Raw genomic sequence first — 25,695 nt, forward strand, 5'->3', positions numbered from 1 at the left:
CGGACGCCGGTCCGCGTCAAGAAAGCAGGCAAGACAAGAAGCGGGAGCTTCGGTTCTGATCCAATCAAAACCGAAGCCCTCGGAAGCACGCCGCGCGTTCTCCCCGTTCTACCCCTTACGTCGCCTTGCGCTCCTGCTCCGCGATCTTGCGGAACGCGGCCTCGCCGGCATCGGTCACCGCCGCCCATTTTGCGTTCGGCGTGGCCTCGGCTTCGTAATTGTCGTGCCAGTTCCACCATTTGTAGGTCGGGCCCTGCGGATAACCCTTCGGCGAGTCCTCCCAGAGTTCCTGGCGGCCGAGCGGCGTGATGTCGAGATAGCTCCACACCGTACCCATCGCCTCGTCGCCGCGGCTGTTGACGAAATAGGTGCGGAAGATCCGCTCGCCGTCGCGGATGAAGACGTTGTGGCCGTGCCACTCGGCAACGCCGAAGTCGGTGTCAAAACTGTCGGTGATCGTGTACCATGGCATGTCCCACTCCATCCGCGCCTTCAGCCGCGCGATGTCCGCCTGCGGCGCGCGCGAGGCGTAAGCCAGCGTGGTGTCGCGCTGATTCAGATGGGAGAGGTGACTGACCTGATCGGCGCCGAGCGAACAGCCGCGGCAGCCATGGTCCGGCCAACCGAACACGCCGGGCTCGAAGAAGGCGCGGTAGATGATCAGCTGCCGGCGGCCCTCGAACAGGTCGAGCAGGCTCGCCTTGCCGTTCGGTCCTTCGAAGACATATGGCTTCTCGACCGCCATCCAGGGCATCCGCCGCCGCTCCGCCGCAAGCGCGTCGCGTGCCCGCACCTGGGCCTTCTCCTTCACCAGCATCTCCAGGCGCGCCGCCTCCCACGCTTCCCGCGACACCACGGGTGGTGTCTGCATCGCCGCCAGTCCGCCGCGATCGTTTTCAGCTGATTTATTCATGATGGTCTCTCCATCTCCGATTTGGACGAACTCCGCTCCCCGAGCGCGGTTCCAGCGCCGGCGGCCGTTCGTCATTGGCCATGCCGCAATCTGGCTCGGCAGCGTTGGCGAGCGGGAGTGACAAGTGTGTCGGGATTTTTCGCGCAGGTGGTCAGACCGCATCATCATATTTGTGATATGCATGCACTTTGCAATTAACTATGCGAACCTCGCCGGCATGAAGCAAACCGCTGCCCCCGCGTCCGATGATGGCCTCAAGCTCAGCGCCTGGCTGCCTTACCGCCTGTTCCTGGTCGCGGCGCAGGTCGCCCGACCGCTCGAGCGCTTCTACGGCGAGACGTTCGGATTGAGCCAGGCGGGCTGGCGCATCCTCGCCGTTATCGCCGAGCGCGACGCGGCCAACGCCTCCGAGATCGGCCGCGCCTGCGCGCTCGATCCGTTCGCGGTCAGCCGCGGCATTGGCCAGCTCACAGAGCTCGGCTTCGCGGTGCGACGCTCCGGCAAGTCCGACCGGCGCTTCGCCGCCGTCAGCATCACCCGCAGCGGCCGGGCCGCGTTCAACCGGATCGCCGCACTCGGCAGCGCGATCGAAGCGCGGCTGCTGGCGCGGCTGTCGGAGAGCGAACGCGCCACGCTCGATTCCGCCCTCACCCGGCTTGAGGGAACAAGCGCGCGGATCGACGCCGACGGCTGGCGCGCACTGCGCGATGACGCCGGCGCGCCATGACGGCCCTGCTGTTCGCAGTGACCGCGCTGCTCTGGGGCGGCGGCGCGCTGGCAACGGCGATGCAGGCCGGCGTGACGCCCGCGCCGTGGTCGGTCGCGCTGCGCATGGTGCTCGCGGGCGTCATCCTGCTCGGCTACGGCCGGATGCGCGGCGTGACGCTCTCGATCCCGCGCAAGGACCGTCCGGCGGTCGCGTTGCAGGGCCTGCTGTTCTTCGCCATTGCCTTCATCGCCTTCTATGAGGCATCCGCACGCATGCCGAGCGGGCTTGCCGCGCTCGTGCTGTCGACATCGTCGCTGTTCGCGGCCGTGATCGCGCGTGCCGTGCTCGGTGTGCCGATCTCTTCCGGATTCGTGTGGGGCGCGCTGTGCGGCGTTCTTGGACTGGCGATCATCTTCCTGCCCGGCGTCGCCGCGCATGGCGCCGCGCCGCTTGCGGGATTCGCCTGGGCGCTCACTGCGGCCATCGCAACCGGCGCCGGGACAACGGTCGGTGCGCGCAACCAGCGCGCCGGACTGCCTGTCGTCTCCGTGCTCGGCTGGGGCGCGTTCGTCGGCGCGACAGCGAGCGCGCTGTGGGCCGCCGCGACGGGCACGCCGTTTGCGGCCGACATCTCGCCCTCCTACGTGACGAGCTTCCTCTATCTTGCGATTGCCGCGTCCTGCATCACCTTCATGCTCTATTTCGAGCTGGTGCGTCGGCTCGGTCCTGGCCGCGCGGCCTATACGCTTGCGCTGGTGCCGCTCGTCGCGCTCGTGCTGTCGGCGCTGTTCGAACACCTCGCGCTGGGTTGGCCGGTGCTCGCCGGCGCCGTCGCGATCCTCGCCGGCAACGTCCTGGTGCTGGCGCGCGATTGACCGGCTCGTCGGCGCACAGCAAGAGGCATGCGGCAAGTTGTCCCGCGCCGGCGATCGCCGGCCGGTCAACCTCTTATTTCCCGATCGCATTAATCGGACGTTGTCCGGCTCGCATATAAAGAAGCAACCCGGGACGACGAGGCGGCTTCGCAGGGTTACCCGATGGTGAATTCCATCCGCAAAATCGGCAACACCGAGTACTTCGCAATCCAGGCCGACGGCCAGGATGACTGGATCATGCGTCCTGCCCTCGGCCAGCGGCCCGCGCGGAATGCCGGGCTGCTGCTGGATGGCATCGCCTGGTTCTTCAACACCGACGCGGGATCTTCTATGATCTCGCGCGTCGCCAACTCGTCGATCGGCTGCAAACGCCCTGGGCGCGCGGCCACGACGGAAAGGACGCGCGCGACGGTTATCTGAGTTACGGATTTCTCCAGAGCAAGGATGGCCGGTTCATCTATCTCTTTATCACGCCGCGAACGCGACTGACCTGCATGTCATCGACCTCGAGCGCAGGGCGATCGTCCGCTCGGTTCTGGACATGCCGAGCGGCAACTCGCTGTGCCCGCCGGTTCTGGACCAGGCTGGCCGGATTCTGGTTTCCGCGTTCCGGCACGACAACGGAATCGTTGCACTGTTGCTGCGCATCGATCCGCAGACGGGCATCACGATGTGTCGAGCTGCGAGGGATCGCGGGCGAGGTCGTTCCTGATCCGCTCGAGCCCGTGCGGCCGCTATTGGCTGCGCGCCGACAATTCCCGGCTCCCGATGATTACCGAGGAGAGCTCGCTCGTCTCCCGGTTGCTGGGCAGAGACACCACGGCGCAGCGGGAGTATTTCAGCTTTGCCGTCGAGATCTGGCAGGCGTTTCCGCTCCGGCGGCTGCACTCCGTCGCGCCGATGTGGATGCAGGCGGAAGGGTTGCCCGACCCGGCCCAGCTCGACCTCGACAGACGGAAGCAGGGATTGCCGCCTCGGCGAGGCGAGATCTACCGCAAGGTGTCGCAGTTACTCGATCGCGAGGCCACGCTGACGACCAACCAGATCAACGCGAAATCGCATCCCGATCTGTGGCCGGATCCGAATAGCCACTACGCCAATGTCAGCAGCAATCTCCGCGACTTCGAACTCTCCGAGCGCGACGTGATCGGCTGGCAAGGCGATAGCCAGGCTTTCTGGTTGAAGCGGCATGACTTCGTCGCCTGCGTCGGTGTGGACGGGACGGTTTCGCCCAAGATCATGCTGGAGCGGTTCGGGATGGACGACCGTCCCTGGCTGGCACGCGCCCGCGGCTGGTCGAAGGCGACGCCCCTGCCCGACCGTCGCCTCGATATGCGGTTCACGGAGGGGATGGTGACGGTCTCCGGCGCGCCAGGCGATCCGGTGCACCGCGTCCGGGCGGTGCCCGTAACCGAGGATCATTTCAGGCCCGCGCCACCCGAGCCGCAAGAAGAGGACAAGGATGCCGCGCTCGCCAAGAAGGCCGAGACGCTCGCCAGGCGGTTCAGCACCTACACCGTCGATCTCGCCTCGATGAGCGAGCCCGATTGTGTCGCAGCCATCGATGCGCTCACGGCGCAGATCGGTCCCGATATCAACGAGCGTCCCTACGACAACCACCTGCAGGCAGGGGTTCCGTTGCGACGGCAAGCGGCTCAACGAGAAGAAGTTCTTCTCGCATGTTGCGAAGCACTGCCCCGGCGCCGCACCTGCGATCCGCGGGCTGATCGACGCGGCGTGCACGCACATCGGACCGCATGCCAACGCCTGGTACGATCCTTACGGAGACGAGATTCCGACCGCGCTGTTGGGCTACGCCGCCTGGTGCCTCGCGCGCCTGGATAAAACGAGCAACGATGTCCTGCTGCGCTACTACGGGCTGGTCGATACCGATCACGAGAACTTCTTTTTCGAGAAGATCGCTCCGTTGATGCTGGAGAACGCAGGCGACGCGAGTCCTCGCCTGGAGCTCGCGGAGCAATTCTATTTCGGCGACCTCGGCAATGCCATCGATCACGCCGCGCTCTGGCGAATGGCGAAGATGGCCGAGCATGCGGCGAGCCTGATGACGGCGCAGCAGTACGCGGCGCGATTGCTGGCGCGCGCAGCCGCGACCTTCGCCGCGCGATCGAAGTCGGAGTTCGGGTATTATTGTTTCGACAATCTCGCGCGGTTCCTGACGGATCCTTCGCGATGGGAAACAGAGCTGCTGCAAGAACTCCGCCAAGCGGCGAGCGATCTCGCGCCCCAATAGCGCCGCGGCAGATGAAAATATCACGCCGGCATGTCACATTCGCCGTTCCTCGTTCGTCATGATGTCGTCAACCAACCCAGGGAAACCGACCATGACTGTCAGACTTGATCCGCTCGCCGCCGCCCCCAAGATCATGAAGATCTGGTTCGACGCGTCGGTCGCGATCTCCTCCAGCCTCGAGCCGAAGCTCGCCGAGCTCGTGAAGATTCGCGCCTCGGAGATCAACGGCTGCGCCAATTGCATCAATTTGCACACGACATTCGCCCGCGATGAGGGTGAGACCGAGCTGCGCATCTACCTGCTGTCGGCCTGGCGCGAAGCGCCCTGCTACACCGATCGCGAGCGCGCCGCGCTCGGCTGGACCGAGGCCCTGACTCGGATCTGCGAGCAGCACACCCATGTCGCGGCCTACGAGGCGCTGAAGGCGCATTTCACGCCGGAGGAGCAGGTCAAGGTGACCTTGCTGATCAACATCATCAACGGCTGGAACCGGATCGCGGTCGGCTTTGGCGGCTTCGTCGATCCGCACGTGATCAAGGCCAGGATGGCCGCGGCGTGACCGCGGAAACGGCACGAGACGACGCAGCGGCTGACTTCGCGCCGCTGCGTCCCAGGCTGATGCGCGTCGCCTATCGCATGGCCTCTGCACTAGGCGGCAGGGCTCCGTTCGGTCTGGATCGCCGGCCGATTGACGCGGCGACGATATCTGACTAAAGTCAGATATATGCTCGACCCCGTGTCCCGCGTCCGTCGCTTCAACCGTGCCGTGACCTCCGCCGTCGGCGCGCTCGACACCTCGTTCCTCGGGCGCGGCCGGCCGCTCGGCGCGGCGCGCGTGCTGAACGCGATCGGACACGGCCGCGCCGATGTCGGCGAGATCAGGGATTATCTCGGGCTCGATTCCGGCCTGATGAGCCGCCTGCTGCGCAGCCTCGAGGACGAAGGCCTGATCGAGACCACGGCGCATGGCGACGATGCGCGCCGCCGCATCGCACGGCTGACGGCGGCGGGTAGGCGCGAGTTCAACGCCTATGAGGCGATCTCCAACCGGCAGGCCAAGGACTTTCTCACCCACCACAGCCAACGCGAGGCGCTGCTGGCGGCGATGGACCTGATCGCATCGGCGCTCGGCCGCGACGGCACCGCCCTCGATGAGATGGATCCGCGCAGCGACGAGGCGCGCTACTGCCTCGGCGAATATTACGCCGAACTGGCGCGGCGATTCGAGAAAGGCTTTGACGTCAAGCTGTCACGCGACCCTGAGGCCAAGGATATGGTGCGGCCGCGCGGCAGCTTCATCGTGGCGATGTCGGACGGCCTGCCGATCGGCTGCGTCGGGCTGAAGGGCAGCGGCGGCGAGTTCGCCGAGATCAAGCGGCTCTGGGTCGCACCTGGCGCGCGCAGCCTCGGCCTTGGCCGCCGCCTGATGGACGCAGCCGAGCAGGCCGCACGCGAGCTCGGCATCGCGGTGTTGCGGCTCGACACCAACAGCGCGCTGCCGGAAGCCGGCCAGCTCTATCGCAGGACGGGCTGGACCGAGATCCCGCGCTTCAACGACGACCCCTACCCCGATCTGTTCTTCGAAAAGCATCTCTGAACGGCGCGCGCACGCGGTGCCCGGGATCAGCATGTTGTCCGGCGCGATGCACTGGCCTAAGACACGGGCATGACCATTCGCCCCATCGTGCGCTATCCCGATCCGCGCCTTGCACTGCCGGCCGAGCCGGTGACCATGTTCGACGAGGCGCTGCGCGAACTGGCGCAGGACCTGCTCGAGACCATGCGCGCGGCGCCCGGCATCGGCATCACCGCGCCGCATATCGGCGTATCCCTGCGCGTCGTGGTGCTCGAGTTCGATGCCAGCGAGGGCGCGCGGACCTATGTCAATCCGGAGATCATCCGGACCTCGCCCGAGATAATCCTGCACAAGGAAGGCAGCGTCTCGATGCCCGGGGTCAACGACGAGGTCGAGCGTCACGCCCGCGTCCGCATCCGCTATCAGGATCTCGACGGAAACATGCAGACCGAAGAGTCCGACGGCCTGCGCGCCGTGTGCCATCAGCACGAGATCGATCAGCTCGACGGCGTGTTCTGGATCAGGCGGCTGTCCCGCATCAAGCGGGAGCGCCTGATCAAGCGCTTCGACAAAATCTCGCGGACGTGATCGTAGCCGCGCATGAGCGAAGCGACATGCGGGACAAGCCGCGATCAGCAGACGGAAAGGCCCCGGATATCGCTGCGCTCATCCGGGCTACGCGTCTTGCGCGAGCGAACCAACCTGCCTTCGTCCTACCCTCCCGCCATCAAATCCTTGGCCAGCGCCATGTAAGCCGGCAGCGTCACAGGGTCGTTGGCGGCGTTGCCGGCGGCCGGGTGCGAGGCGTAGCGCGCGATCACTATCTCGGCCTTCGGATCGATATAGAGACCCTGGCCATAAACGCCGCGCGCCATGAAGGCGCCGTGCGCATTGTGCGTCACCCACCATTGATTGCGGTAGGACGCCCCTGGCAGTGTTGTGTAGCCGGCAGGCTTGAATTTCTCGGGATCGCCGCCGCGCGCGATGTCCTCGACCACTTGAGACGGTACGATCTGGCGGCCGTTGAAGCGGCCGTGGTTGCGGATCGTCTCGCCGAACCGGGCAAGATCGCGCAGCGTCGTCGACAATCCGCCGCCGCCGCTTTCGGTGCCGATGCGGTCGACGTGATAATGCGCATCCTCCTCGGCGCCCATCGGCGCCCAGATCCGCTCGGAGAGCAGGTCGGACAGCGTCATGCCGCTAGCACGGCGGCAGATCCAGGCCAGCACGTCGGTGTTGACGGTCTTGTAGGCGAACGCCTTGCCGTGCTCGCCCTGCTTCTGCTGCGCGCAGAGGAAATCGAAGATATTGGTCGCGCCCTCATAGCCCGGCTCGATCGGCGCCATGCCGTTGGCGCGCCGCAGCCCCCACACGTCGGAATTCTTGTCGGTATAGACCTCGGTGTATTTGAGGCCGGTGGTCATATCCATCGCCTCGTGCACGCGGGCATCGCCGAACGCGCTTGCCTTCAGCTCCGGCACGTAATCGGTGATCGGCGCCTGCGGATCGATCTTGCCCTCGGCGATCAGGATACCGGCAAGCGTGCCGGTGAACGATTTGGTCACCGACATCGCGATGTGCGGCTTGTGCGGCCTCAGGGCGCCGAAATAGCGCTCGTAGATCAGCTTGCCCCGGTGCAGCACGGCGATGCCGTCGGCATAGGTTTCCTCTAGCATGCGCGCGAAGGTCATCGGGCGACCGTCCATCGTCACCGATGCCGACGCGCCGATATCATGGTCTGCGCGCGGCAGCACCGACGCCGGCCCTGCCCCGCGCCAGACATTCACGGTCGGCACCAGTTGGCGGATGTTGCTCCAGGCCCAGCGCAATTCGGGGAAGCTGCGGAACGAGCCGTTCTGGAAGGTGATGGTCCTGTCCTGCGGCGGCGGAAAGCCCTGCATCCAGCCAAGCGTCTGCGGATCGGATTCGGCGGCGGTGAGATTTTGCTGTTGATTGGCGGCGGCTGCGACGGACATCAGGGCTGGCTCCAGAGCTGCGAATGCGAATTTCGTATCACGCGACAGCACCAGGCACATCCCGCGTTTGCGCCGGGGTGATCGTCGCGGCGAGCGCACGCCGCAACGCGAATGGCCGCGTGCCGCACACGCCAGCTCGATCGGACACCTGACTATCGAGCCCGGGCCAAATCATTCCACCACGCGGATTACCCCGCCGCCGCGCGCTCGATCGCGGCGATGTCGATGTTCTTCATCGTCATCATCGCCTCCATCGCGCGCTTGCCGGCGGCGCGGTCGGCGCTGTTGACGAGCTCGAGCAGCCGCCGCGGCGTGATCTGCCAGGCAAAGCCCCAGCGATCCCGGCACCAGCCGCACGGCAATTCCTTGCCGCCGTTGGAAGTGACCGCATTCCAGTAGCGGTCGGTCTCCTCCTGGCTGTCGGTGAGCACCATGAAACTGACCGCCTCGTTCGGCGTGTAGTTGGAGCCTCCGTTTAACCCCACGAAACGCCGGCCGAGCACGGTGAACTCGACCGTCAGTTCCTCGCCCTGCCCGATGCCCGGTATCGGAGATTGATGGCCCGCGCCGACATGGCTGTCGGGAAACGTCGCGGCATAAAACTCCGCCGCTTCGCGCGCCCGGCCCTGATCGAACCAGAGGCATGTGACGAGATCGGTCATGGCAGTCTCCTTCCAGGGATCGTCGAGCAGAATGGAGAGGGAATAATCCGTGATTATGGTCCTGGTTCGACGCGGCGCAGGCTTTCGTTCCACAACGTGTTTCGCCATCGCGGATCATGTTTCGCCACTTCGGCTCACGCGCATGATCAACAGCGGCACGATGACGATCACTCCCGCCATCAGCATCACTCCGGATAGATCCGAGAGATTCAGCATCCGGGCACCAAGAATGGCTCCGACGCCGATCGCCGAATTGATGACCGCGGAGTGGACCGCGGCCGCGGACATCGCCATGGAACCGGCCGCGCGTAAGATCCAAGTCTGGAGGCCCGCGAACAGCGCCGCGACGGCGGCGCCCCAGACGATGAGCAAGGTAACAACCGCGCCGGCCCCCAGTTGCGGGCCAAACCATCCAAGCCCGACAAGCGCGCCCGCGAGGGCCAGCAGTCCCCACGTGATGACAGATGTCATGAAGCGATCGATCAGAACGCCGGTCAGGATGTTGCCGACAAATCCTGCTCCGCCAAAGCCGAACAGCATCACACCGATCATGAAGGGCGGCACATCCGCGATCTCGCCGAGGAAGGGTTCGATGAACGTATAGGCTGCGAAATTCGCTGCCGCCATGAACGCCGTTACGGAATAGATTCTCCGCAGGTCCTGTCGGCGCACCACCGCTGCCAGCGCTTGCCATCCCGCCGGCGATCCGGCCCGGAGCCGCGGAAGAACGCCGACCATCAGGGCGGACGTGCACAACCCGACCCCGCCGATCACGCCGAAAGCCGCGCGCCATCCGTTGTTCTGTCCGATGAGGTTGACGAGCGGCACGCCGATGACGGTTGCCATCGAGATTCCGCCGAACACGATCGCTGTCGCAACACCCATGCGATGAGACGGCGCGATCTGCGTTGCGATCGCGGCCGCCATCGCCCAGAAGAAGCCGTGAACGACAGCACCGACCGCCCGCGCCAGCAGCAACCCCGTGAAACCGTCGGAGAGCATTGCCGCAAGATTGGTCGCAGACTTCACCAGCATCAGAACAACGAGCAGCGGTTTGCGGGGAAAACGTTGCAGCAGAACGGCGGACAACAGGCCGCTTGCAGCGCCGATCCAGGCATAGAGCGTGACCGTGAGCCCGACCGCGGCCTGGTCTCGACCAAGATCGAGGGCGATTTGGGACAACAGCCCGACCGGCGCGAACTCGCTCGTGACCATCGTGAACGAAGCAACGCCGAGCACGATGACGGCGAGCCAGACGCGGAGCCCGGGACTGGAAGTGTCAGTCGTCATGCAGGTGACCGGTGTGGCGGCCTGATGTCCCTGATGACGCGCCGATAGTCCTGACGTCGCCTTTCATCCACGAACGCAGCCTTGAGGCTGTTGTCGGCGAGGCTCAATTGCTCCTCGGCAGTCAGGCCCAACGCCGCTGCCGCACGGACGAAGTTCTCGTTGACGTGACCTCCGAAATACGCGGGGTCGTCGGAGTTGACCGTGATGCAGAGGCCGGCGTGGAGCAGCCGGCGCAGATTGTGACGTTGGAGATCGGGGAAGATCCGCAGCGCTACATTCGACAGCGGGCATACCGTGAGCGGCGTCCCCTCGTCGGCAAGGCGCCGCATCAGTGCCGGATCTGCCTCGCATTGGACGCCGTGATCGATGCGGTCGACGCGCAGCCTGTCGATCGCTTCGGCCACGTAGTTGGGCGGCCCTTCCTCACCGGCATGCGCGGTCGTCTTCCAGCCAAGCGCGCGGGCGCGGGCGAAGACCTGGTCGAAGGGTCCGGGCGGGTAGCCTTTTTCCGGTCCACCAAGTCCGAGGGCCAGCACGCCGTCGCGCCAGCGGCGCGCTGCCTCGATGGCGGCGAAGGCCTCTTCAACAGGCTTATGCCGGCGAACGCACAGGATCATGCCTTCAGTGATATCGCGTTGTAACCGCGCGTCTGCATAAGCGGCGCTGATGCCGTCCATGACAGCATCGAACGGCACGCCGCGCTCGGTATGGTCGGCAGGGGTGACGTAGATTTCCGCATGAACGACGTTGTCTTCCCGCGCGCGGGTCAGGTACGCGCGTGCCAGCTCATAGAAGTCGCGCTCCGTCCGAAGCACGGTCAGACCGGCCCAGCAGATCTCCAAAAATGACTGGAGATCGGAGAAGCGATACGCCGAGAGGATATCGGTCATCGAGCGGTACCGGATCGCCACGTCGTTCCGGCGGGCAAAATCGAGCAGCATGCCCGGCTCCAGCGTTCCCTCGACATGCACGTGAAGCTCGGCCTTCGGAACGGCCTTGATGTCAAACAAGGGAACGGAATTCATTGAACGCGATCTCTGGCCTCGGCGTGTTCCGCTTCAGAGCTTTTTCCCGCGCGTCCAACCGGATGCGCGTGCCGAAGCTCGTCCGCCGTACGAGCCCGACCTAGCAGCCTTTGTCGAAAGGTCGCCACGCATAAAATATGCGGGCGTTATCCGGCTGAGGCAGCCTCCCCGCGCATTAGGCAATGGTGGTGACCAGCCGCGCGGGGGCACCGTCGGCGAGCATGATGCGCTCCCACAGCATGCGTCCCGGAAGGATCACGAGATCCGCATCGGAGTTCGGACCCGTATTGACCTCGAGCGAGCTGAGCTGCCCGTCATACCAGCCGAGATCATTGAGGGCGATGTCAGCCGCGAGGATTTCCGGAGAGGCATAGACACGTAGCGATTTGCCCAGGAACTCGGATAAGCCGGTTCGCCATTCGGCCTGCCTGGGCGCCGACGCGGCAAGCAGCCGATGCGTCAGGTCGCACACCAGATGGACCTTGCGCGTCGAGGATTCGACGAGACGCTTCAGAGCGGCATCTTGGGCCGGCTCGAACGGACCCATGAGCAATCGGCGCGCTGAGATCCACTGGGTTTCCGACAGATCGAGAATGCCGCGCTCCCAGCGCGACACGGTCGCCTGATCCACACCCATCAATTCAGCGAGGTAGCTTTGCTTCATCTGACGAAGCAATCGCATTCGTCGCAATCCGCGGCCTTGATCACCCATCAACATTCACCCAACTTTGTTCTGCATCTCGTGGCGCTAGGTCAGCGAAGATATACCCCGCGGACACCGCTACCAGGAACGGCTGCGGCGCAAACTCCGCAGCCGTGCGCGCCTGGCGCTGGTCGAACCACTGGCATGTCACGAGCCCGGCCACGGCAGCCTTTCTTTTTTCGCATAGGGTGGTTGGGGAAACCGCACACCGCCATCACGATCGCAAAGCCTGTCCGGATCGGCCAATTCGGCCGCTATCGCGGCGATGACTGCCATTGAGCAGCGAAATCCGGGGTTCTCGCCTTTGGCAGGACCGGCCCCGGATCTCGCTGCGCTACATCCGGGCTACGCTTGGCCAAATTATTCCGGAATCGGCTGTCGGGGCGCGCGCCGCCCGCTCGTCCTCGGGACGCAAAGGACATGGAGAGAAACGATGACGCCCATCATCACCGCCTTCGAACGGTCGCCCGATGGCGGCAAGGGACTGGCGCGCGATACGCGCGTTCGCTGGGCGCTGGAAGAAGCGGGCCAGCCTTACGAGGTTCGCCTTGTTTCGTTCCAGGCGATGAAGGAACCCGCGCATCTGGCGCTGCATCCCTTCGGCCAGATTCCGACCTATGAGGAAGGTGATCTGGCGCTGTTCGAGACAGGCTCGATCGTGCTTTATATCGCCGAGCGTCATGCGGGCCTGCTGCCCGGCGATGCCAATGCCCGCGCCCACGCAATCACCTGGATGTTTGCCGCGGTCAACACGGTGGAACCGCCGATCCTCGAACTCATGACCGCCAGGATTCTGGAGAGCGACAAGCCCTGGACCAAAGAGCGCCTGCCGCTGGTCATGGATCGCATCCGCGACCGGCTGAAGCAACTCTCCACCCGCCTCGGCAAGGCCGACTGGCTCGACGGCGCGTTCAGCGCGGGCGACCTGATGATGGTGTCGGTGCTGCTCAGGCTGAGAGCATCGGGCATTCTCGAAGAATATCCGGGCCTGTCCGCCTATGTCGCCCGCGGCGAAGCGCGGCCGGCTTACCAGCGCGCTTTCGAGGCTCAGCTGGCGGTCAACACGGGTAAGCGACCGACCGGCTGAGGTTGGCGACAACAGGGACAGCGCCCTTGCGCGGACGGCAAAGCCCCCGGACATCGCTGCACTCGTCCGGGCCAGGTTTGCTAGTCGAATGGATCGTGTTCTGGCAGCGGTTCGGTCAGTTCGAATCCTGGATGAAGTTGCGAGATAATCTCCAGTGCGGTGCGGCCGGGTGCGATCCCCGCGGGGTGCACGCCCGACGCATCGAAATACTGGTTGCTCAGCACCGCGACACCGCATTTCAGTTCCGGCACGACGATCACGATCGCTTCGAATCCGCCTCTGCTCGTCGCGCCGTTCTTTGTGAAAACGGTATGGCCCTGCGTGTCCGTGGTGATCTGCCAGGCGAGGCCCATGGTGACGCTGGTCTTCTCCCCGCAGATGGGGAATGTCCCCCGGTTCTGCTGCGTCAGTGCGATCTGCGACCCGAGCGGCCCCTTCGGCGCCGCGATCTGCGCCGCAAGGAACTTGATCATGTCGTCGCCGGTGGTCTTCAGATCAAAGGCCGTGCCGCCGGTCGGCGTGTTGCGGTCGAAGACGATCGGATATGGCGGCTCGGAGCTCTTGCTCCAATGCCCGATACATCCCTGCGCGATCTTCCATGATGAATTGACGAAGGCTCCGGTCTGCTTCATGCCGAGCGGACCGGTGACGTATTCGGCCAAAATTTCGTTGTAGTTACGGCCCTTGTCTTTCGCAAACATCTGCGTGACCGCAAAGCCCAGGGTCACGAAGCCGATGTTGGAATACTGCCAGCAGCCCTGCGGCGGCGTATCATATTGATTCCACCAGTTGATGAGTTCACTGGAGGGCGGCTCGTCCGCAAACAGCTGCTCGCTGTAGCCAGTCAAGCCGTCCCCCGGCTGCTCCGGCATGCCGGAGGTATGGATGGCGAATTGCACGAGCTGGATGGCGTCCAGCACCGGCGTTCCCACCGCGCTCGCGCTGAAGAGGTTCAGATAAGGGCCGATGGCGTCGTCAAGAGAAGGCCCGCCCGCCTTGACCGCCACCGCCAACAATGTGCTGGTGAACACCTTGGTCACCGATCCGATCTCGAACACCGTGTCGGTCGTGACACTGAATGGCGCGGGCGAAGAGCCGGCCACGCCTGACAGTCCCTTGGGGTAGACGTAGCCCTTGGTGCCGAACGACTTTTCGTCGTAGACCGCGATGCAGCAGCCAGGGGCGTTGCTGATGCCGAGGTATTTTTCGGCCGCCTGTTGAACGATCTGTGCCGGACTTGTCGTCGCTTCGATCATTTGGTCGCTCATTTCGCCCTCCTGCCGGTGAAGATGCACCATGTTGACCTTTGGTTGCATCATTTCATAGATCGTCGTTCAGCGCGAGTGAAATCACCGTGACCATTTGTTTCAAGTTCGCTCGGTGGAACGTTTGCGCGGAAATCAGCATCGTCAGACGCCGGCTTGCGCCGACTTCCCGGCAGTCGCGAAAAGTCTGGCGCACCTCGCAGGGCGGGTTAACGACGCGCAATCCGCCGCCTCGCGCGTGGCTTCAAGATGCGGCGGATCACGCTTCACCGGTCCACCTGCGCGCTCGGCTGGATTATGCTTGCTGCCGGAGCATCGGAAATGACATGGTCGATCTCACACCGCCGATGCAGGCAGAGCGCAGGACTTCTTCGTGAGCAACAATCAAGCGATCAAACTTGCGGTGATCGGACGCGGCCTGATCGGATCGGCAGCTGCGCGGCATCTGAGCAAGATGGGCCACGATGTTGCGCTGATCGGGCCCGATGAGCCGGCGGATTTTTCGCGCCATGGCGGCGTCTTCGGCAGCCACTATGACGAGGGCCGCATCACGCGGAGTTACGATCCAGGGGCGTTCTGGCGGCAAGCGAACCGCGCTGCGATTTCGCGCTACGGCGAGATTTCAGCGGAGAGCGGCGTGGAGTTCTATCGGGAAGCCGGTGCGCTTCACATCGGCCGCAGCGAAACCACTGATGTTGCACGCAGACGATCACGGCGGAGCGCGCCGGCGCCCGGATCATCGACGAACCCGCGCTGGGGATTTCGGAAAGCGGCTCCGGCGTCACGATCCGGACGCGATCGGGGAGCGTCGAGGCCGAGCGCGTTCTGGTTGCGGCGGGCGGGCACACCCAATCGCTGCTCGGCCGCTCCCTGGGCTTTACGGTCTATGGGCGGACCGCGGCGCTGTTCCGGCTTGGTGCGGCGGAGGTTCAACGCCTGGCCGGAATGCCGTCGATGCGTTGTCTCGGGCCCAAGGGCGACAATCCCTACATCCTGCCTCCGATCCGCTATCCGGACGGCCAGACCTGGCTGAAGCTCGGCGGCGATCCGGTCGATCTTCCGCTCGGCAGCGAGGCCGATATCAAGGACTGGTTCCGCTCGGGCGGATCGATTGAAGTCGCCGATCGGCTTCAAGGACAGATCCTTGAACGCATTCGCGACCTCGCTTTCGAGGAACGCCGCGTCGTGCCCTGCATGACCACCTTCGGCGACAGCGGCCTGCCCTGCATCGGACCGCTTCAGAGCGCGTCACGGTCGCGTTCTGCTGCTACGGCAAGAGCGCAAAATGTTCGGACGAACTGGGCCGGCTCGGCGGCATGGCGCTGCTCGGCGAGGTCCGAGCCGAGCTCGCGCCGTGACGGAGTTTTGTGCGGCGTTTGCGTCCGAACGTTCCTGGGCACGCAGGACGGGTTCGCCAGCGGGTAGCCCGCATGAGCGCAGCGATATGCGGAACGCCACGACACGCCCCGGATGTCGCTTCGCTCATCCGGGCTCCGCTTGCTGAACCCGTAGGAGTGCCAACGCGGACGTAACGCACCCTCACGATCATCACCCGAAGACGTGATGGATTACGCTTCGTTCATCCGGACTGTCGGTGATGGTCTGCATCGCGTGACACAACGGCGAGGATCTCGTTGCTCACGCAGCGTTGAGCCGGCGTGAGTGATGATTGCATTCAAGTCCGCCGATGCCGCGCACAAATATCTGACGAGGCCAGACTCCTTGGCCCCATAAACAACACGGAGAAACTCCATGACCAACGTCGAACTCCTGTCGGCTTCCTTGATCGCGGTTGCCATGATCGCGTCGCCGGCAATGGCGCGTGAAACCCACGCGATGTCCCGCCACGTCGCGGAGGCGAGCGCCGCCGCGCCGACTGACCACGTCTATGTCGACGGTCGCGCCTGCATTCCGGCGCCGCGCGTCGGTTCATTCGCCACCGCGCCCTGGACCGGCAACAATGTCCCCTGCGAGCCGGGTCCATATTGATCGCGTGGCGCGCATCGATCGGTCGAGCGGCCTCCTAGCTGCTTGACCGGCGCGATGTGCCATCGCTCCGCTGAAACAGTGAGTAGCCCGCATGAGCGCAGCGATATGCGGGACTCCACGCGACACACGATAGAAGATGCCCTGGATATCGCTTCGCTCATCCGGGCTACGCTTGCTACCGTCAGCAGCGCAAGGGATTGACCGCGATTTCGCTTGGTGCAATCGCGGCTCGGCTTCCGATCGGATTGCGGCAAGCGCCATCGGCGACCTGCCGCGCATCAGTCGCGTGATACGGACAGTCCGGCGAGAAGCGGAGCGTATGCGGTGAGCCTGCGGGATACGAACTCGGTGAAGAGCCGCACGCGCTTCGTCTTGCGTGTCTCTCCCTGTGTGAGAAGCCAGAGCGTTCCGTACATGTGCAGGTCGGTGCCCGGCACCCTCACAAGCAGAGGGTCGGCATCTCCGACGAAGCACGGCAGCGTCGTCATGCCGATCCCCTGCTGCACCGCGACGATCTGCGCCGCGGCATCTGTCGCCCTGAACGGAACCTCGGCGGCGCGAACCTCACCCTCGTGGGCCCAGTCCGGGATTCCGTGAATACTTATGACGATCCACCTGACGGGATCAGGCGCGCCCGCGCGCCACGCGGCCAGTCGATCGCGGGATATGTAGATGCCGCCGAACAGCTCCGGTCCCTTCAGGCCGTGAAGATTGAGCGGCAGGGTTTTGCGGTCGTAGACGACGCGGATCGCGACATCGGCCTCCCGGTTGGTCAGATTTGCCAGCTCACCGGACGACAGGATTTCCATCTCGATGTCCGGATGCAGTCGTGCGAAATCGGCGAAGTCCGGCATGAGCAGGTGTGTCGCGAGGGGCGGTGCCAGCGTCACCCGCAGAAGCCCGCGCACGCCTTGGTCGCGGCCGAAGACGCGCGTCTCCAGCTGGTGCGACGACGCTTCCATCTGGTCCGCGAGTTCGAGGACCTCCTCCCCCGCAGCCGTCAGGCGGTAACCCGAAGGCAGCTTCTCGAACATGTGCGCTCCGAGCCGCTCCTCCAGCTGGGCGACGCGTCGCAGCACGGTCGAGTGGTTCACCCCGAGCCGTTCGGCGGCAGCCCGCACCGAGCCTCCGCGCGCGACGGCAAGAAAGTAGCGAACGTCATCCCAGTCGATCATGGTGCAATCCGGCACCGCTGGGGTGCGCCTTCCAAAGCCCGTCTCCAATACATCGAACAGCATCTCGTATGTGGGTAGCACGGACGATCATCATAGCCCAAGCCGAATAGCCACGCCGACAAGCGCGGCCCAATTCCGAACGGCGGACACCGATCGTCGCGGCTGGCGTCAGTCATCCGGCCGGATCGATTTCGCACCACCGATGTGCGCGCTTCCGCACTCAACGCCTGACGCCGGCGGAGCTACGTCGAGGTTCTCGGGGGCCATCTCGCAGATGGGACCAGAGACGCTGTCCGACACGACGAAGGGAGAACTCATGGGAAAGCTTGAGGGTAAGGTTGCAGTCATCACGGGTGGATCGAGCGGCATGGCGCTGGCGAGCGCCAGGCGGTTCGTTGAAGAAGGCGCCTATGTTTTCATCACGGGCCGAAGGCAGGAGGCGCTCGACGAGGCGGTCAGGCTGATCGGCCGGAACGTGACCGGCGTGCGCGGCGACGCGGCCAATCTCGACGACCTCGACCGTCTGTTCGACACGGTCAAGCGGGAAAAGGGCAAGATCGACGTCCTGTACGCGAGCGCCGGCATCGGCGAAGCCATCCCACTGGGCGAGATTACCGAGCGGCATTTCGATGCGACCTTCGACCTGAATACGCGCGGCACGCTGTTTGCGGTTCAGAAGGCGTTGCCGCTGTTCAGCGATGGCGGCTCGATCTTCATGACCGGGTCGGTCGCTTCGGTAAAAGGTTTTCCCGGTTACGGTGTGTATGCGGCGAGCAAGGCGGCGTTGCGCTCATTCGCACGCACCTGGCTCAACGAACTGAAGGGCAGGAATATCCGGGTGAACGTGCTGAGCCCGGGGCCGATCGCCACTCCGATGCAGGACCAGGTCCTCACCGAGGAGGCGAAGCGGATGTTCGAATCCCTGATCCCGCGGGGAAAGATGGGTCGCCCTGAGGAAATTGCGGCGGCCGCGCTGTTTCTTGCCTCAGACGATTCGAGCTTCGTGAATGGGGTGGAGTTGTCTGTCGACGGCGGTTTTTCGGCCATCTGAAATCGAATCAACACCAACACGGATCGGAGAAGCACCATGAGCTACGCGATTGTAGGATTCGGTAAGGTAGGCCAGGCCCTCGCCCACGCCTTCGCCCGTAAGAACATCAACGTGACCGTCGCGAGCCGCCGGCCGCCCGAGGCGTTGGCGCCGCAGGCGCGGGCGATTGGACCCACGGTCGTCGCCAAGTCGTTGCGGGAAGCACTCGAGGCCGACACAATCATCCTGGCGGTCCCGTTCGGGGAGCATCGCGAGGTTGCGAAGGCCCTGCCGAGCTGGAAAGGCAAGATGGTGATCGACGCGATGAACGCGTTTCCAGTCCCTGAAGAGCTGGACGGCCTCCCGTCCTCCGCCTCCGTCGCGAAGGCGTTCACCGGCGCCAGCTTCGTGAAAGGGTTCAATCACCTGGTTGCGGCCAAGCTGGCGGCCGATCCGATCGTCGAGGGTGGCCACCGGGTGGTCTTTCTGTCTGGTGACGACGAGGACGCGACCGCTCCTGTGGCGGCCCTGGCGGAGCAACTAGGGTTCGCACCCGTCAAGCTGGGAAAGCTCAACGAGGGTGGCGCGCTGGTGCACGCACGTGGCCGCACTTGGGGCCCGCTCATCTTCCAGGATTTGTTCAAGAAGGAGCAGTAACGGATTTGCGACCCGTAGCCCGCATGAGCGGAGCGACATGCGGGACAAGACGCGGAGCGCCGATCGGAAAACCCCGGATGTCGCTGCGCTCATCCGGGCTACGCTTGCTATCTTGCCGATCCGCCCTCGCGTAAGACTCGCGAGGGCGGTGTTCGCAAACTACGATCTTAATCAAGATGCCTCGATCGGCTCGGACATCGTTATCCGGTTCTTGACGCTAGGACGCTCCTGCATCGCTGCATACCATGCCAAGAGAGCCTCGCACTCGATCGGCACCGGCACGTTCAACAGTCCCGCGAAGATCAAGCCGCCGATGAGGGTGATATCGGCCATCGTGAACGCCTCGCCGGCGACGAACGGCTGTGCTTTCAGAATGCCGTCAAAGTAGTGCATCCCCCTGACGGCCTTGTCGCGCTGACGGAATCCCCATTCGGGGTTCTGATAGATCTCGACATGAGGCCCGAGACCCGGCGTGGCGTGGTGGAAATAGACGCTGATGGCATCGAGCAGTTCCAGTTCGGCGCGCTTGCTCATCATGTGGATCACGCCCTTTTCGCGCGGCGTCCTGCCGGTCAGCATCGGCGCGCCATCGAGCGCGTCAAGGTACTCGGTGATGGCCGTGCACTCGCCAATGAAGGTCCCGTCGTCGAGTTCGAGCACCGGCAGGGTGCCGGAGTAGTTCTTGGCGAGGAATTCGGGCTTCTTGTGCTCGCCCTTGTAGAGATCGACCAATACGAACTCCACTTGCGGCCGCAGGTTCTTCTCGGCCAAAGCGATGCGAACGCGGGCCGGATATGGGCCAGTTGGCCAATCGTAAATCTTCATCAGGACTCCTGTGTCTACCTGCCACTTGGTAGGCTGAAATTAACCTTCAAATCCGGCCGGTCAACGCCTATCTGTCACTTGGTAGATAACGAAGCGGTGAGGCAACGAAGTGAGTTCGAGCTCTCGGGAAGCCATCCTGGCGACAGCAAAGCGGACCGCGCAGGCACGCGGCTATGGCGGCTTGAATTTCCGTGATCTGGCGGACGAAGTCGGGATCAAGGCCGCCAGCATCTATCACCATTTTCCGAGCAAGGCCGATCTCGGCGTGGCCGTCGCGCGGCGCTACTGGGAAGACACCGCCGCCCAACTCGAGGCGATGCTGGCAGAAACGGCCGATCCTGTCCGCTGCCTGCGTCGATATCCCGATGTGTTTCGCAAAGCGCTCGAGAGCAACAACCGCATGTGCCTCTGCAGCTTCATGTCGGCGGAAGTCGACGACCTGCCGGACGCAGTGAAGAAGGAGGTCCAGACCTTTGCCGACGTCAACGTGGCGTGGCTGAGCAAGCTGTTGGTGGCCGCGGGCCTGGTCAGTTCGAGAAAGAGCGAACAGCGGGCCCGCGCCATCTTCGCCGCCGTCGCCGGCGCGCAGCTCGTCGCCAGAAGCCGCTCCGATATTTCGCTCTACGACTCGATGATCGACAGCTATCGCGCCGCGGGACTTCTGCCGGCATAGATGGCCCGAACGTCAGATCGAGGTGAGGCGGCGACGCCCTGCTCCAACTCGATCGTTCTAAGCCATGGTAGCGAGTAGCCCGCATCAGCGAAGCGATATGCGGACACCACGTGACACGCTGACAGGAGGTGCCCCGGATATCGCGGAGCCCGTCATCGGGCGCGCGTTCGCGCGACCCGTTGGCTCATCCGGGCTACGCTCGCTGGTGCACGCACGCGGCCGCGTTTGGGGCCAGCTCATCTTCCAGGATTTGTTCAAGAAAGAGCAGTGATCGGCGCACGGGCGCCGTTCGAAGGGCGGGGAGACGCGCTGGCCGCGCCGGACGGGCAGCGCGCAGTTCGGATCAACGGTTTCAAACAGCGTCAGATATGACACCACGTTCTCGCGACGATGATCGTCCGAGCTTTGCTGTTGGTTTCACCCTCTTCGATCGGAGGGCGCAGGGAAGACCGGGTGCCGATCGCACCCATGGGCCCCGAGCAATGGGTAGGAAGCTCGGGGGTAGGACCACAGGTGTAACCGGAAACATCCGGCCTTCCCTGCGCGATGGTTGTGCGGCTTCCGTCCAAAAACGGGTGGATCCAATTCAACCGCCAAAGCACGTACGACGAAAGCTCAATCGCACTTTTGCTGTCCCAGTTTTGGTTGACGTAGCGGCAAAGGTCTTCGATCGCCTTAACTACTTGGCCTGGGTGAATGGGCTCGAATTCGTTCTGCGTTATACGAACCGTCGCCGTTCGATAGCCGATTGGTGATGCACCCGGATATCCTTGGCGCTAAATATACTATCTACCCATCGGAAAAAATCGCTCTCTCGTCTCATTGTTGGAGAGCCATCCGGGGCCACATATGTCGGCTCCCAGGCATCATTAGCGAAAAATCCAAACGATCGAATTGGTCGACGCGGGTTCGGATGCAACAGGCAAGCATGATGAATCCAGAAGTTCCCAACTGGCTCATCGGTCCCGCTGACATGCATCTCCACTACGAATACGACCGCCGTTACTCGGCGCGTGCGATGGAAAAATCGTTCAGTAAGTTCGCCAAGAGACGGCCCCAAATTTTCTGTTGTGGCCCAGCTTTCCGGCAGCACGCAAAAAATGATGGAAGCATCTGTATCAGGCAGTTGCTTTCGCTTGTGATTCAGCGCATTTTCGATTGTTTGGATGGGAAAACTCTCTGCGGTGAGCGCTGTGACTTCAACGTTCACTGTCTCCCCGTCCGCGATCGCTTGAAAATCAAAATCTTCGCGCCTGATTCCTACCTCGGGCTTAGCTCGTACGTCATAGCCACCCTCAAGAAACATCCGCGCGGCATACATCTGGTAATAAGTGGATCGAAGATCTCGTCCACGCATTCGACGACAAAACTCCGAGAAGCCCGGACATGACCGCATCAGAAAGAGTGTTTCTCCGATAAGCAGCACGCGTCCAACGTAACCATGCCAGATCCCTCCTCTGCTGGTCCGCTGAAGGTCTAGAAAATCGCTTGTTTCTGCCTTTGTTAAATTCTTTCCGAGATAAAATAGGCCGATGTAAGCAGCCGCGAACCAATAGAAGCTCTCCCTATCAAAATCACAAGCAGCATCTCTCAAATAGTCTGCGAGGCGCTTAGGAACGTCATCAAACATCCTCGCCCCCGTCGCACGGCTTAACGCGCTGGAGAACCCCTCACTCCCACTCAATCGTCCCCGGCGGCTTAGACGTCACGTCGTACACCACCCGATTCACACCCTTCACCTCGTTGATGATGCGCGTCGCGGTCTCGGCCAGGAATTTCATGTCGAACTGGTAGAAGTCGGCGGTCATACCGTCGGTCGAGGTGACGGCGCGCAGGCCGACGACGTATTCGTAGGTGCGGCCGTCGCCCATCACGCCGACGGTCTTGACCGGCAGCAGCACCGCAAAGGCCTGCCAGATAGCATCATAGAGGCCGTGCTTGCGGATCTGGTCGATATAGACCGCATCGGCGTTGCGCAGGATGTCGAGCTTTTCCCGGGTGATGTCGCCGGGGCAGCGGATGGCGAGGCCGGGGCCCGGGAACGGGTGGCGGCCGACGAACACTTCGGGCAGGCCGAGCTCGCGGCCGAGCACGCGCACCTCGTCCTTGAACAATTCGCGCAGCGGCTCGACCAGCTTCATGTTCATGCGCGCCGGAAGGCCGCCGACATTGTGGTGCGACTTGATGGTCACCGACGGGCCGCCGGTGAAGGAGACGCTCTCGATCACATCAGGATAGAGCGTGCCCTGGGCCAGGAATTCGGCGCCGCCGATCTTCTTGGCTTCGGCCTCGAACACGTCGATGAACAGGCGCCCGATGGTCTTGCGCTTCACCTCAGGGTCGGTGACGCCTTCGAGCTCGCCCAGAAACTGCTTCGACGCGTCCACATGGACCAACGGGATGTTGTAGTGGTTGCGGAACAGGTCGACGACGGTCTTGGCCTCGTCGAGCCGCAGCAGGCCGTGATCGACGAACACGCAGGTGAGCTGGTCGCCGATCGCCTCGTGGATCAAGACCGCCGCCACGGCGGAATCGACGCCGCCGGACAGGCCGCAGATCACCTTGCCCGTGCCGACCTGGGCGCGAATCTTCTCGATCGCCTCCTCGCGGAAGGCGCGCATGGTCCAGTCGCCGGTCAGCCCCGCGACCTTGCGCACGAAGTTGCGCAGCAGCTTGGCGCCGTCGGGCGTGTGCACCACCTCGGGATGGAACATCAGGCCGTAATATTTACGCGTCTCATCCTGGATGATCGCGAACGGCGCATTCGGCGAGGTGCCGGCGACGGAGAAGCCCGGAGGCATCTTGGTGATGCGGTCGCCATGGCTCATCCACACCTGGTGCTTCTCGCCATGGCCCCAGATGCCGTCGAACAGCTGGCTGTCGGTCTTCACCTCGACATCGGCGCGGCCGAACTCGCGGTGGTGCCCGCCCTCGACCTCGCCGCCGAGCTGGGCCGCCAAGGTCATCTGGCCGTAGCAGATGCCGAGCACTGGAACGCCCGACTCGAAGATCAGCTGCGGCGCGCGCGGCGAGCCGGTCTCATGCACCGATTCCGGACCGCCAGAGAGGATCACCGCCTTCGGCTTCATCTCCTTGAAGGCGGCCTCCGCCTTCTGGAACGGCACGATCTCGGAATAGACGCCCATCTCGCGGACGCGGCGGGCAATCAGTTGCGTCACCTGGCTGCCGAAATCGACAATCAGAATCTTGTCATGCGCCGAGGCCACGGAGGGCGTCGACGGCGCTTGAACTGTGTCTTGGGCTGTGTGCTGGGCTGTCATGGCAAGCAGATACGCGACGGCGCCCGCCCCCGCAACCGCGCTCGAAGGGGCGCCCACATTCTTCTTTGGGCATGGACAAATCCGTATAGGTCAGTATTATTGACCTAATTTGGCCATAAGCCACATGGAGGAAACCAATGCCGGATTTTCACGACCCGCCCCGCCTTGCCGCGCTCGGCCGCGACTGGATCGCCGCCTGGAACGCGCGCGACCTCGAGCGTGTGCTGGCGATGTATGCCGAGGATGCCGAGATGACCTCGGACCGGATCCCGCCGCTCGGCTTCGGCGCGTCAGGCACCGTGCGCGGCAAGGTGAGCTTGCGGGCCTATTGGAGCACGGCGCTGGCGAAATTGCCCGAGCTGCATTTCGAGCTGATCGACCTCTATGTCTCGCCCGACAGCGTCGTCGTGTTCTACCAGAACGAAAGCGGCAAGAAGATCTGCGAGTATTTGCGGCTCGACGCCGAGGGGAAGATCCGGCAGGGCTCGGCGAACCATCTGGTGGGGTGAGGCTGCTTCTCAGCCGTCATTGCGAGCGAAGCGAAGCAATCCATTTTGTCCGCATATGCGGAACGATGGATTGCTTCGTCGCTTCGCTCCTCGCAATGACAGCAGAGGACTCGTAGGTTGAACAGAACGTCAGGAACCACGCGCATGAAAATCCCGACCCTGCCCTTCACCGTCACCGACTGGAACAAGCTCGAGCCTTCAGTGCATCCCGGCGAGACCGGACAGGCGCTGTGGCGCACGCTCAACATCGGCGAGCTGCGGGTCCGGATGGTCGAATATTCGCCCGGCTACCTCGCCGATCACTGGTGCGATCGCGGCCATGTGCTCTACGTCGTCACGGGCGAGCTCGACACCGAGCTGCGCGACGGCCGCAGATTCACGCTGAAGCCGGGCATGAGCTACCAGGTCTCCGACTTCGGCGACGCCGCACATCGTTCGTCGACGAAGACGGGTGCGACGCTGTTTATTGTGGATTGAACACACGTCGTCCGTCACCCCCGCGCAAAGGCTTCGCCTTTGTCGCTGGAGGAGCGCGTAGCGCGTCTCGAAGGGCGACGGCCCGGCTCCATCCCCGTCATTGCGAGCGTAGCGAAGCAATCCATCGCGCCGCTTGCCGAGACATGGATTGCTTCGTCGCTTCGCTCCTCGCAATGACGTGGAGAGAGTTCGCCCTTCGCTCACCGCCTCCGCGCAGCGACCTTCCTCACCTTCGTGTCCGCCCAGCCCAGCGGCTTGCCGCTCTTCGACGGCAGCACGAGCTGCCCGACCGCCTGGCCTGCCTGGTCGAGCAGCACCGAATGCGGCTCGCCGCGCGCAAAGAGATGCGCCTCGCCCCATTGCCGCAAGCCGACCACGATCGGGAACAGGTCGTGGCCCCGCTTCGTCAGCACATATTCCTGATAGGCGCTGCCGTCGGAGGCTGCGACCTGCTCGAGCACGCCGAGCTCGATCAGCGTGCGCAGCCGCGTTGTCAGCATGCCCTTGGCGATGCCGAGATTCTTCTGGAAGTCGCCGAACCGGCGCAGGCCGTCGAACGCGTCGCGCACGATCAGGAGCGACCACCAGTCGCCGATCGCATCCAGCGCGCGCGCCACCGGGCATTCCGCTTTGGCGAATCCGGTCCGCTTCATCGCGGCCAACCTTTCTCGATCACGATTCCGAACTGGTCCTAAAATAGGACTAGACAGCGCCCGGCGCAACTGGTCTCATTATGAGACCAGC

The 25,695-nt window shown here is 63.8% G+C and carries 31 protein-coding genes and 2 pseudogenes; 18 read left to right on the plus strand and 15 right to left on the minus strand.

Features of this window, described 5'->3' with window-relative positions; all coding sequences use genetic code 11:
• Positions 1–115 precede the first annotated feature (115 nt).
• A complete protein-coding gene (locus tag J2R80_RS31425; RefSeq protein WP_076831799.1) occupies positions 116–913 on the minus strand; it encodes a DUF899 domain-containing protein in 798 nt (265 codons plus the stop codon).
• A gap of 181 nt (positions 914–1,094) precedes the next feature.
• Between J2R80_RS31425 and J2R80_RS31430 the strand changes: the two genes are divergently transcribed.
• The 8 genes from J2R80_RS31430 (at position 1,095) to J2R80_RS31465 (ending at position 6,915) form a co-directional block, all read left to right on the plus strand.
• Positions 1,095–1,640, plus strand: a complete 546-nt coding sequence (locus J2R80_RS31430; protein WP_246786913.1) for a MarR family winged helix-turn-helix transcriptional regulator — start codon at positions 1,095–1,097, stop codon at positions 1,638–1,640.
• Entirely contained in the window at positions 1,637–2,497 is an 861-nt protein-coding gene (locus J2R80_RS31435) for a DMT family transporter (RefSeq protein WP_141342091.1), read from the plus strand. The genes J2R80_RS31430 and J2R80_RS31435 overlap by 4 nt, the downstream gene beginning before the upstream one ends.
• Before the next feature lie 162 nt (positions 2,498–2,659).
• Entirely contained in the window at positions 2,660–2,917 is a 258-nt protein-coding gene (locus J2R80_RS31440; RefSeq protein WP_253639928.1) for a hypothetical protein, read from the plus strand.
• Positions 2,918–3,265: 348 nt separating this feature from the next.
• Entirely contained in the window at positions 3,266–4,342 is a 1,077-nt protein-coding gene (locus tag J2R80_RS31445; protein WP_253639929.1) for a hypothetical protein, read from the plus strand.
• Positions 4,305–4,751, plus strand: a complete 447-nt coding sequence (locus J2R80_RS31450; RefSeq protein ID WP_141342101.1) for a hypothetical protein — start codon at positions 4,305–4,307, stop codon at positions 4,749–4,751. Before J2R80_RS31445 ends, J2R80_RS31450 begins: the two co-directional genes overlap by 38 nt.
• Before the next feature lie 91 nt (positions 4,752–4,842).
• On the plus strand, positions 4,843–5,310 hold the full coding sequence (locus J2R80_RS31455; protein WP_141342109.1) for a carboxymuconolactone decarboxylase family protein: 468 nt from the start codon (positions 4,843–4,845) through the stop codon (positions 5,308–5,310).
• A 165-nt stretch (positions 5,311–5,475) separates the two neighbouring features.
• A complete protein-coding gene (locus J2R80_RS31460) occupies positions 5,476–6,348 on the plus strand; it encodes a helix-turn-helix domain-containing GNAT family N-acetyltransferase (protein WP_141342111.1) in 873 nt (290 codons plus the stop codon).
• A 69-nt stretch (positions 6,349–6,417) separates the two neighbouring features.
• On the plus strand, positions 6,418–6,915 hold the full coding sequence (locus J2R80_RS31465) for a peptide deformylase (protein ID WP_057020041.1): 498 nt from the start codon (positions 6,418–6,420) through the stop codon (positions 6,913–6,915).
• 125 nt (positions 6,916–7,040) lie between these two features.
• Here the strand turns inward: J2R80_RS31465 and J2R80_RS31470 are convergent, their stop codons facing one another.
• From J2R80_RS31470 to J2R80_RS31490, 5 genes are all read right to left on the minus strand, one after another.
• Positions 7,041–8,303 carry a serine hydrolase gene (locus J2R80_RS31470; protein ID WP_253639930.1) on the minus strand — a complete coding sequence of 421 codons (1,263 nt, stop codon included), beginning with the start codon at positions 8,301–8,303 and terminating at the stop codon, positions 7,041–7,043.
• A 188-nt stretch (positions 8,304–8,491) separates the two neighbouring features.
• Positions 8,492–8,965, minus strand: a complete 474-nt coding sequence (locus tag J2R80_RS31475; RefSeq protein WP_057019799.1) for a VOC family protein — start codon at positions 8,963–8,965, stop codon at positions 8,492–8,494.
• 114 nt (positions 8,966–9,079) lie between these two features.
• Entirely contained in the window at positions 9,080–10,204 is a 1,125-nt protein-coding gene (locus J2R80_RS31480; RefSeq protein ID WP_244558933.1) for an MFS transporter, read from the minus strand.
• 47 nt (positions 10,205–10,251) lie between these two features.
• Complete coding sequence (locus J2R80_RS31485; RefSeq protein WP_141342115.1) at positions 10,252–11,280, minus strand: adenosine deaminase; 1,029 nt, start codon at positions 11,278–11,280, stop codon at positions 10,252–10,254.
• Positions 11,281–11,455: 175 nt separating this feature from the next.
• On the minus strand, positions 11,456–11,992 hold the full coding sequence (locus tag J2R80_RS31490) for a helix-turn-helix transcriptional regulator (protein WP_076831778.1): 537 nt from the start codon (positions 11,990–11,992) through the stop codon (positions 11,456–11,458).
• A gap of 424 nt (positions 11,993–12,416) precedes the next feature.
• Here J2R80_RS31490 and J2R80_RS31495 point away from each other — a divergent pair, with 424 nt between their 5' ends.
• On the plus strand, positions 12,417–13,070 hold the full coding sequence (locus J2R80_RS31495) for a glutathione S-transferase family protein (RefSeq protein ID WP_076831775.1): 654 nt from the start codon (positions 12,417–12,419) through the stop codon (positions 13,068–13,070).
• A gap of 80 nt (positions 13,071–13,150) precedes the next feature.
• On the opposite strand, the gene J2R80_RS31500 is transcribed toward J2R80_RS31495, so the two are convergent.
• From J2R80_RS31500 to J2R80_RS31510, 3 genes are all read right to left on the minus strand, one after another.
• The gene (locus tag J2R80_RS31500; protein ID WP_253639931.1) at positions 13,151–14,326 is read right to left on the minus strand and encodes a serine hydrolase; all 1,176 of its coding nucleotides are present in this window, start codon (positions 14,324–14,326) and stop codon (positions 13,151–13,153) included.
• A 64-nt stretch (positions 14,327–14,390) separates the two neighbouring features.
• On the minus strand, positions 14,391–14,558 hold the full coding sequence (locus J2R80_RS31505; RefSeq protein ID WP_159109570.1) for a hypothetical protein: 168 nt from the start codon (positions 14,556–14,558) through the stop codon (positions 14,391–14,393).
• Between the two features lie 72 nt (positions 14,559–14,630).
• Entirely contained in the window at positions 14,631–14,846 is a 216-nt protein-coding gene (locus J2R80_RS31510; protein ID WP_206601536.1) for a hypothetical protein, read from the minus strand.
• On the opposite strand from J2R80_RS31510, the pseudogene J2R80_RS43805 reads away from it, so the two are divergent.
• The 3 genes and pseudogenes from J2R80_RS43805 to J2R80_RS31520 form a co-directional block, all read left to right on the plus strand.
• Positions 14,790–14,986 (plus strand): annotated as a pseudogene (locus tag J2R80_RS43805) (FAD-dependent oxidoreductase); the annotation flags it as partial. The gene J2R80_RS31510 and the pseudogene J2R80_RS43805 sit on opposite strands and share 57 nt — an antisense overlap.
• 108 nt (positions 14,987–15,094) lie before the next feature.
• A complete protein-coding gene (locus tag J2R80_RS43810; RefSeq protein ID WP_375162664.1) occupies positions 15,095–15,760 on the plus strand; it encodes a hypothetical protein in 666 nt (221 codons plus the stop codon).
• 327 nt (positions 15,761–16,087) lie between these two features.
• Complete coding sequence (locus tag J2R80_RS31520) at positions 16,088–16,324, plus strand: hypothetical protein (protein WP_076831769.1); 237 nt, start codon at positions 16,088–16,090, stop codon at positions 16,322–16,324.
• A 278-nt stretch (positions 16,325–16,602) separates the two neighbouring features.
• Here J2R80_RS31520 and J2R80_RS31525 read toward each other — a convergent pair whose 3' ends face one another.
• Positions 16,603–17,499: a LysR family transcriptional regulator gene (locus tag J2R80_RS31525; RefSeq protein ID WP_076831767.1), complete on the minus strand. Its 897-nt coding sequence runs from the start codon at positions 17,497–17,499 to the stop codon at positions 16,603–16,605.
• Positions 17,500–17,815: 316 nt separating this feature from the next.
• On the opposite strand from J2R80_RS31525, the gene J2R80_RS31530 reads away from it, so the two are divergent.
• The gene (locus J2R80_RS31530; protein ID WP_141342119.1) at positions 17,816–18,550 is read left to right on the plus strand and encodes an SDR family NAD(P)-dependent oxidoreductase; all 735 of its coding nucleotides are present in this window, start codon (positions 17,816–17,818) and stop codon (positions 18,548–18,550) included.
• A gap of 36 nt (positions 18,551–18,586) precedes the next feature.
• Positions 18,587–19,186 (plus strand): NADPH-dependent F420 reductase, encoded by a 600-nt coding sequence (locus tag J2R80_RS31535; protein ID WP_076831762.1) that lies wholly within the window; start codon positions 18,587–18,589, stop codon positions 19,184–19,186.
• A 171-nt stretch (positions 19,187–19,357) separates the two neighbouring features.
• Here J2R80_RS31535 and J2R80_RS31540 read toward each other — a convergent pair whose 3' ends face one another.
• The gene (locus tag J2R80_RS31540) at positions 19,358–20,011 is read right to left on the minus strand and encodes a glutathione S-transferase (protein WP_076831759.1); all 654 of its coding nucleotides are present in this window, start codon (positions 20,009–20,011) and stop codon (positions 19,358–19,360) included.
• Positions 20,012–20,120: 109 nt separating this feature from the next.
• Between J2R80_RS31540 and J2R80_RS31545 the strand changes: the two genes are divergently transcribed.
• Positions 20,121–20,684: a TetR/AcrR family transcriptional regulator gene (locus tag J2R80_RS31545; protein WP_076831756.1), complete on the plus strand. Its 564-nt coding sequence runs from the start codon at positions 20,121–20,123 to the stop codon at positions 20,682–20,684.
• Positions 20,685–20,886: 202 nt separating this feature from the next.
• Positions 20,887–20,955, plus strand: a pseudogene (locus J2R80_RS31550) (NADP oxidoreductase coenzyme); the annotation flags it as partial.
• A gap of 91 nt (positions 20,956–21,046) precedes the next feature.
• Here the strand turns inward: J2R80_RS31550 and J2R80_RS31555 are convergent.
• Genes J2R80_RS31555 through guaA form a run of 3 tightly spaced genes read right to left on the minus strand, consistent with a single transcriptional unit; the run spans position 21,047 to position 23,965 of the window.
• Positions 21,047–21,433, minus strand: a complete 387-nt coding sequence (locus J2R80_RS31555; RefSeq protein WP_141342128.1) for a Fic family protein — start codon at positions 21,431–21,433, stop codon at positions 21,047–21,049.
• Positions 21,403–22,314 (minus strand): hypothetical protein, encoded by a 912-nt coding sequence (locus tag J2R80_RS31560; protein ID WP_143271136.1) that lies wholly within the window; start codon positions 22,312–22,314, stop codon positions 21,403–21,405. Before J2R80_RS31560 ends, J2R80_RS31555 begins: the two co-directional genes overlap by 31 nt.
• 40 nt (positions 22,315–22,354) lie before the next feature.
• Positions 22,355–23,965: a glutamine-hydrolyzing GMP synthase gene (gene guaA / locus J2R80_RS31565; protein WP_076826747.1), complete on the minus strand. Its 1,611-nt coding sequence runs from the start codon at positions 23,963–23,965 to the stop codon at positions 22,355–22,357.
• Between the two features lie 137 nt (positions 23,966–24,102).
• On the opposite strand from guaA, the gene J2R80_RS31570 reads away from it, so the two are divergent.
• Both J2R80_RS31570 and J2R80_RS31575 read left to right on the plus strand, forming a co-directional pair.
• Positions 24,103–24,474 (plus strand): nuclear transport factor 2 family protein, encoded by a 372-nt coding sequence (locus J2R80_RS31570; RefSeq protein ID WP_076826626.1) that lies wholly within the window; start codon positions 24,103–24,105, stop codon positions 24,472–24,474.
• Between the two features lie 144 nt (positions 24,475–24,618).
• On the plus strand, positions 24,619–24,951 hold the full coding sequence (locus J2R80_RS31575) for a DHCW motif cupin fold protein (protein ID WP_076826624.1): 333 nt from the start codon (positions 24,619–24,621) through the stop codon (positions 24,949–24,951).
• 200 nt (positions 24,952–25,151) lie between these two features.
• Here J2R80_RS31575 and J2R80_RS31580 read toward each other — a convergent pair whose 3' ends face one another.
• Positions 25,152–25,604 carry a helix-turn-helix domain-containing protein gene (locus tag J2R80_RS31580; RefSeq protein WP_076826623.1) on the minus strand — a complete coding sequence of 151 codons (453 nt, stop codon included), beginning with the start codon at positions 25,602–25,604 and terminating at the stop codon, positions 25,152–25,154.
• Positions 25,605–25,695: the final 91 nt, after the last annotated feature.

This window comes from Bradyrhizobium sp. USDA 4541 (assembly GCF_024171085.1).
Taxonomy (GTDB): Bacteria; Pseudomonadota; Alphaproteobacteria; order Rhizobiales; family Xanthobacteraceae; genus Bradyrhizobium; species Bradyrhizobium australafricanum.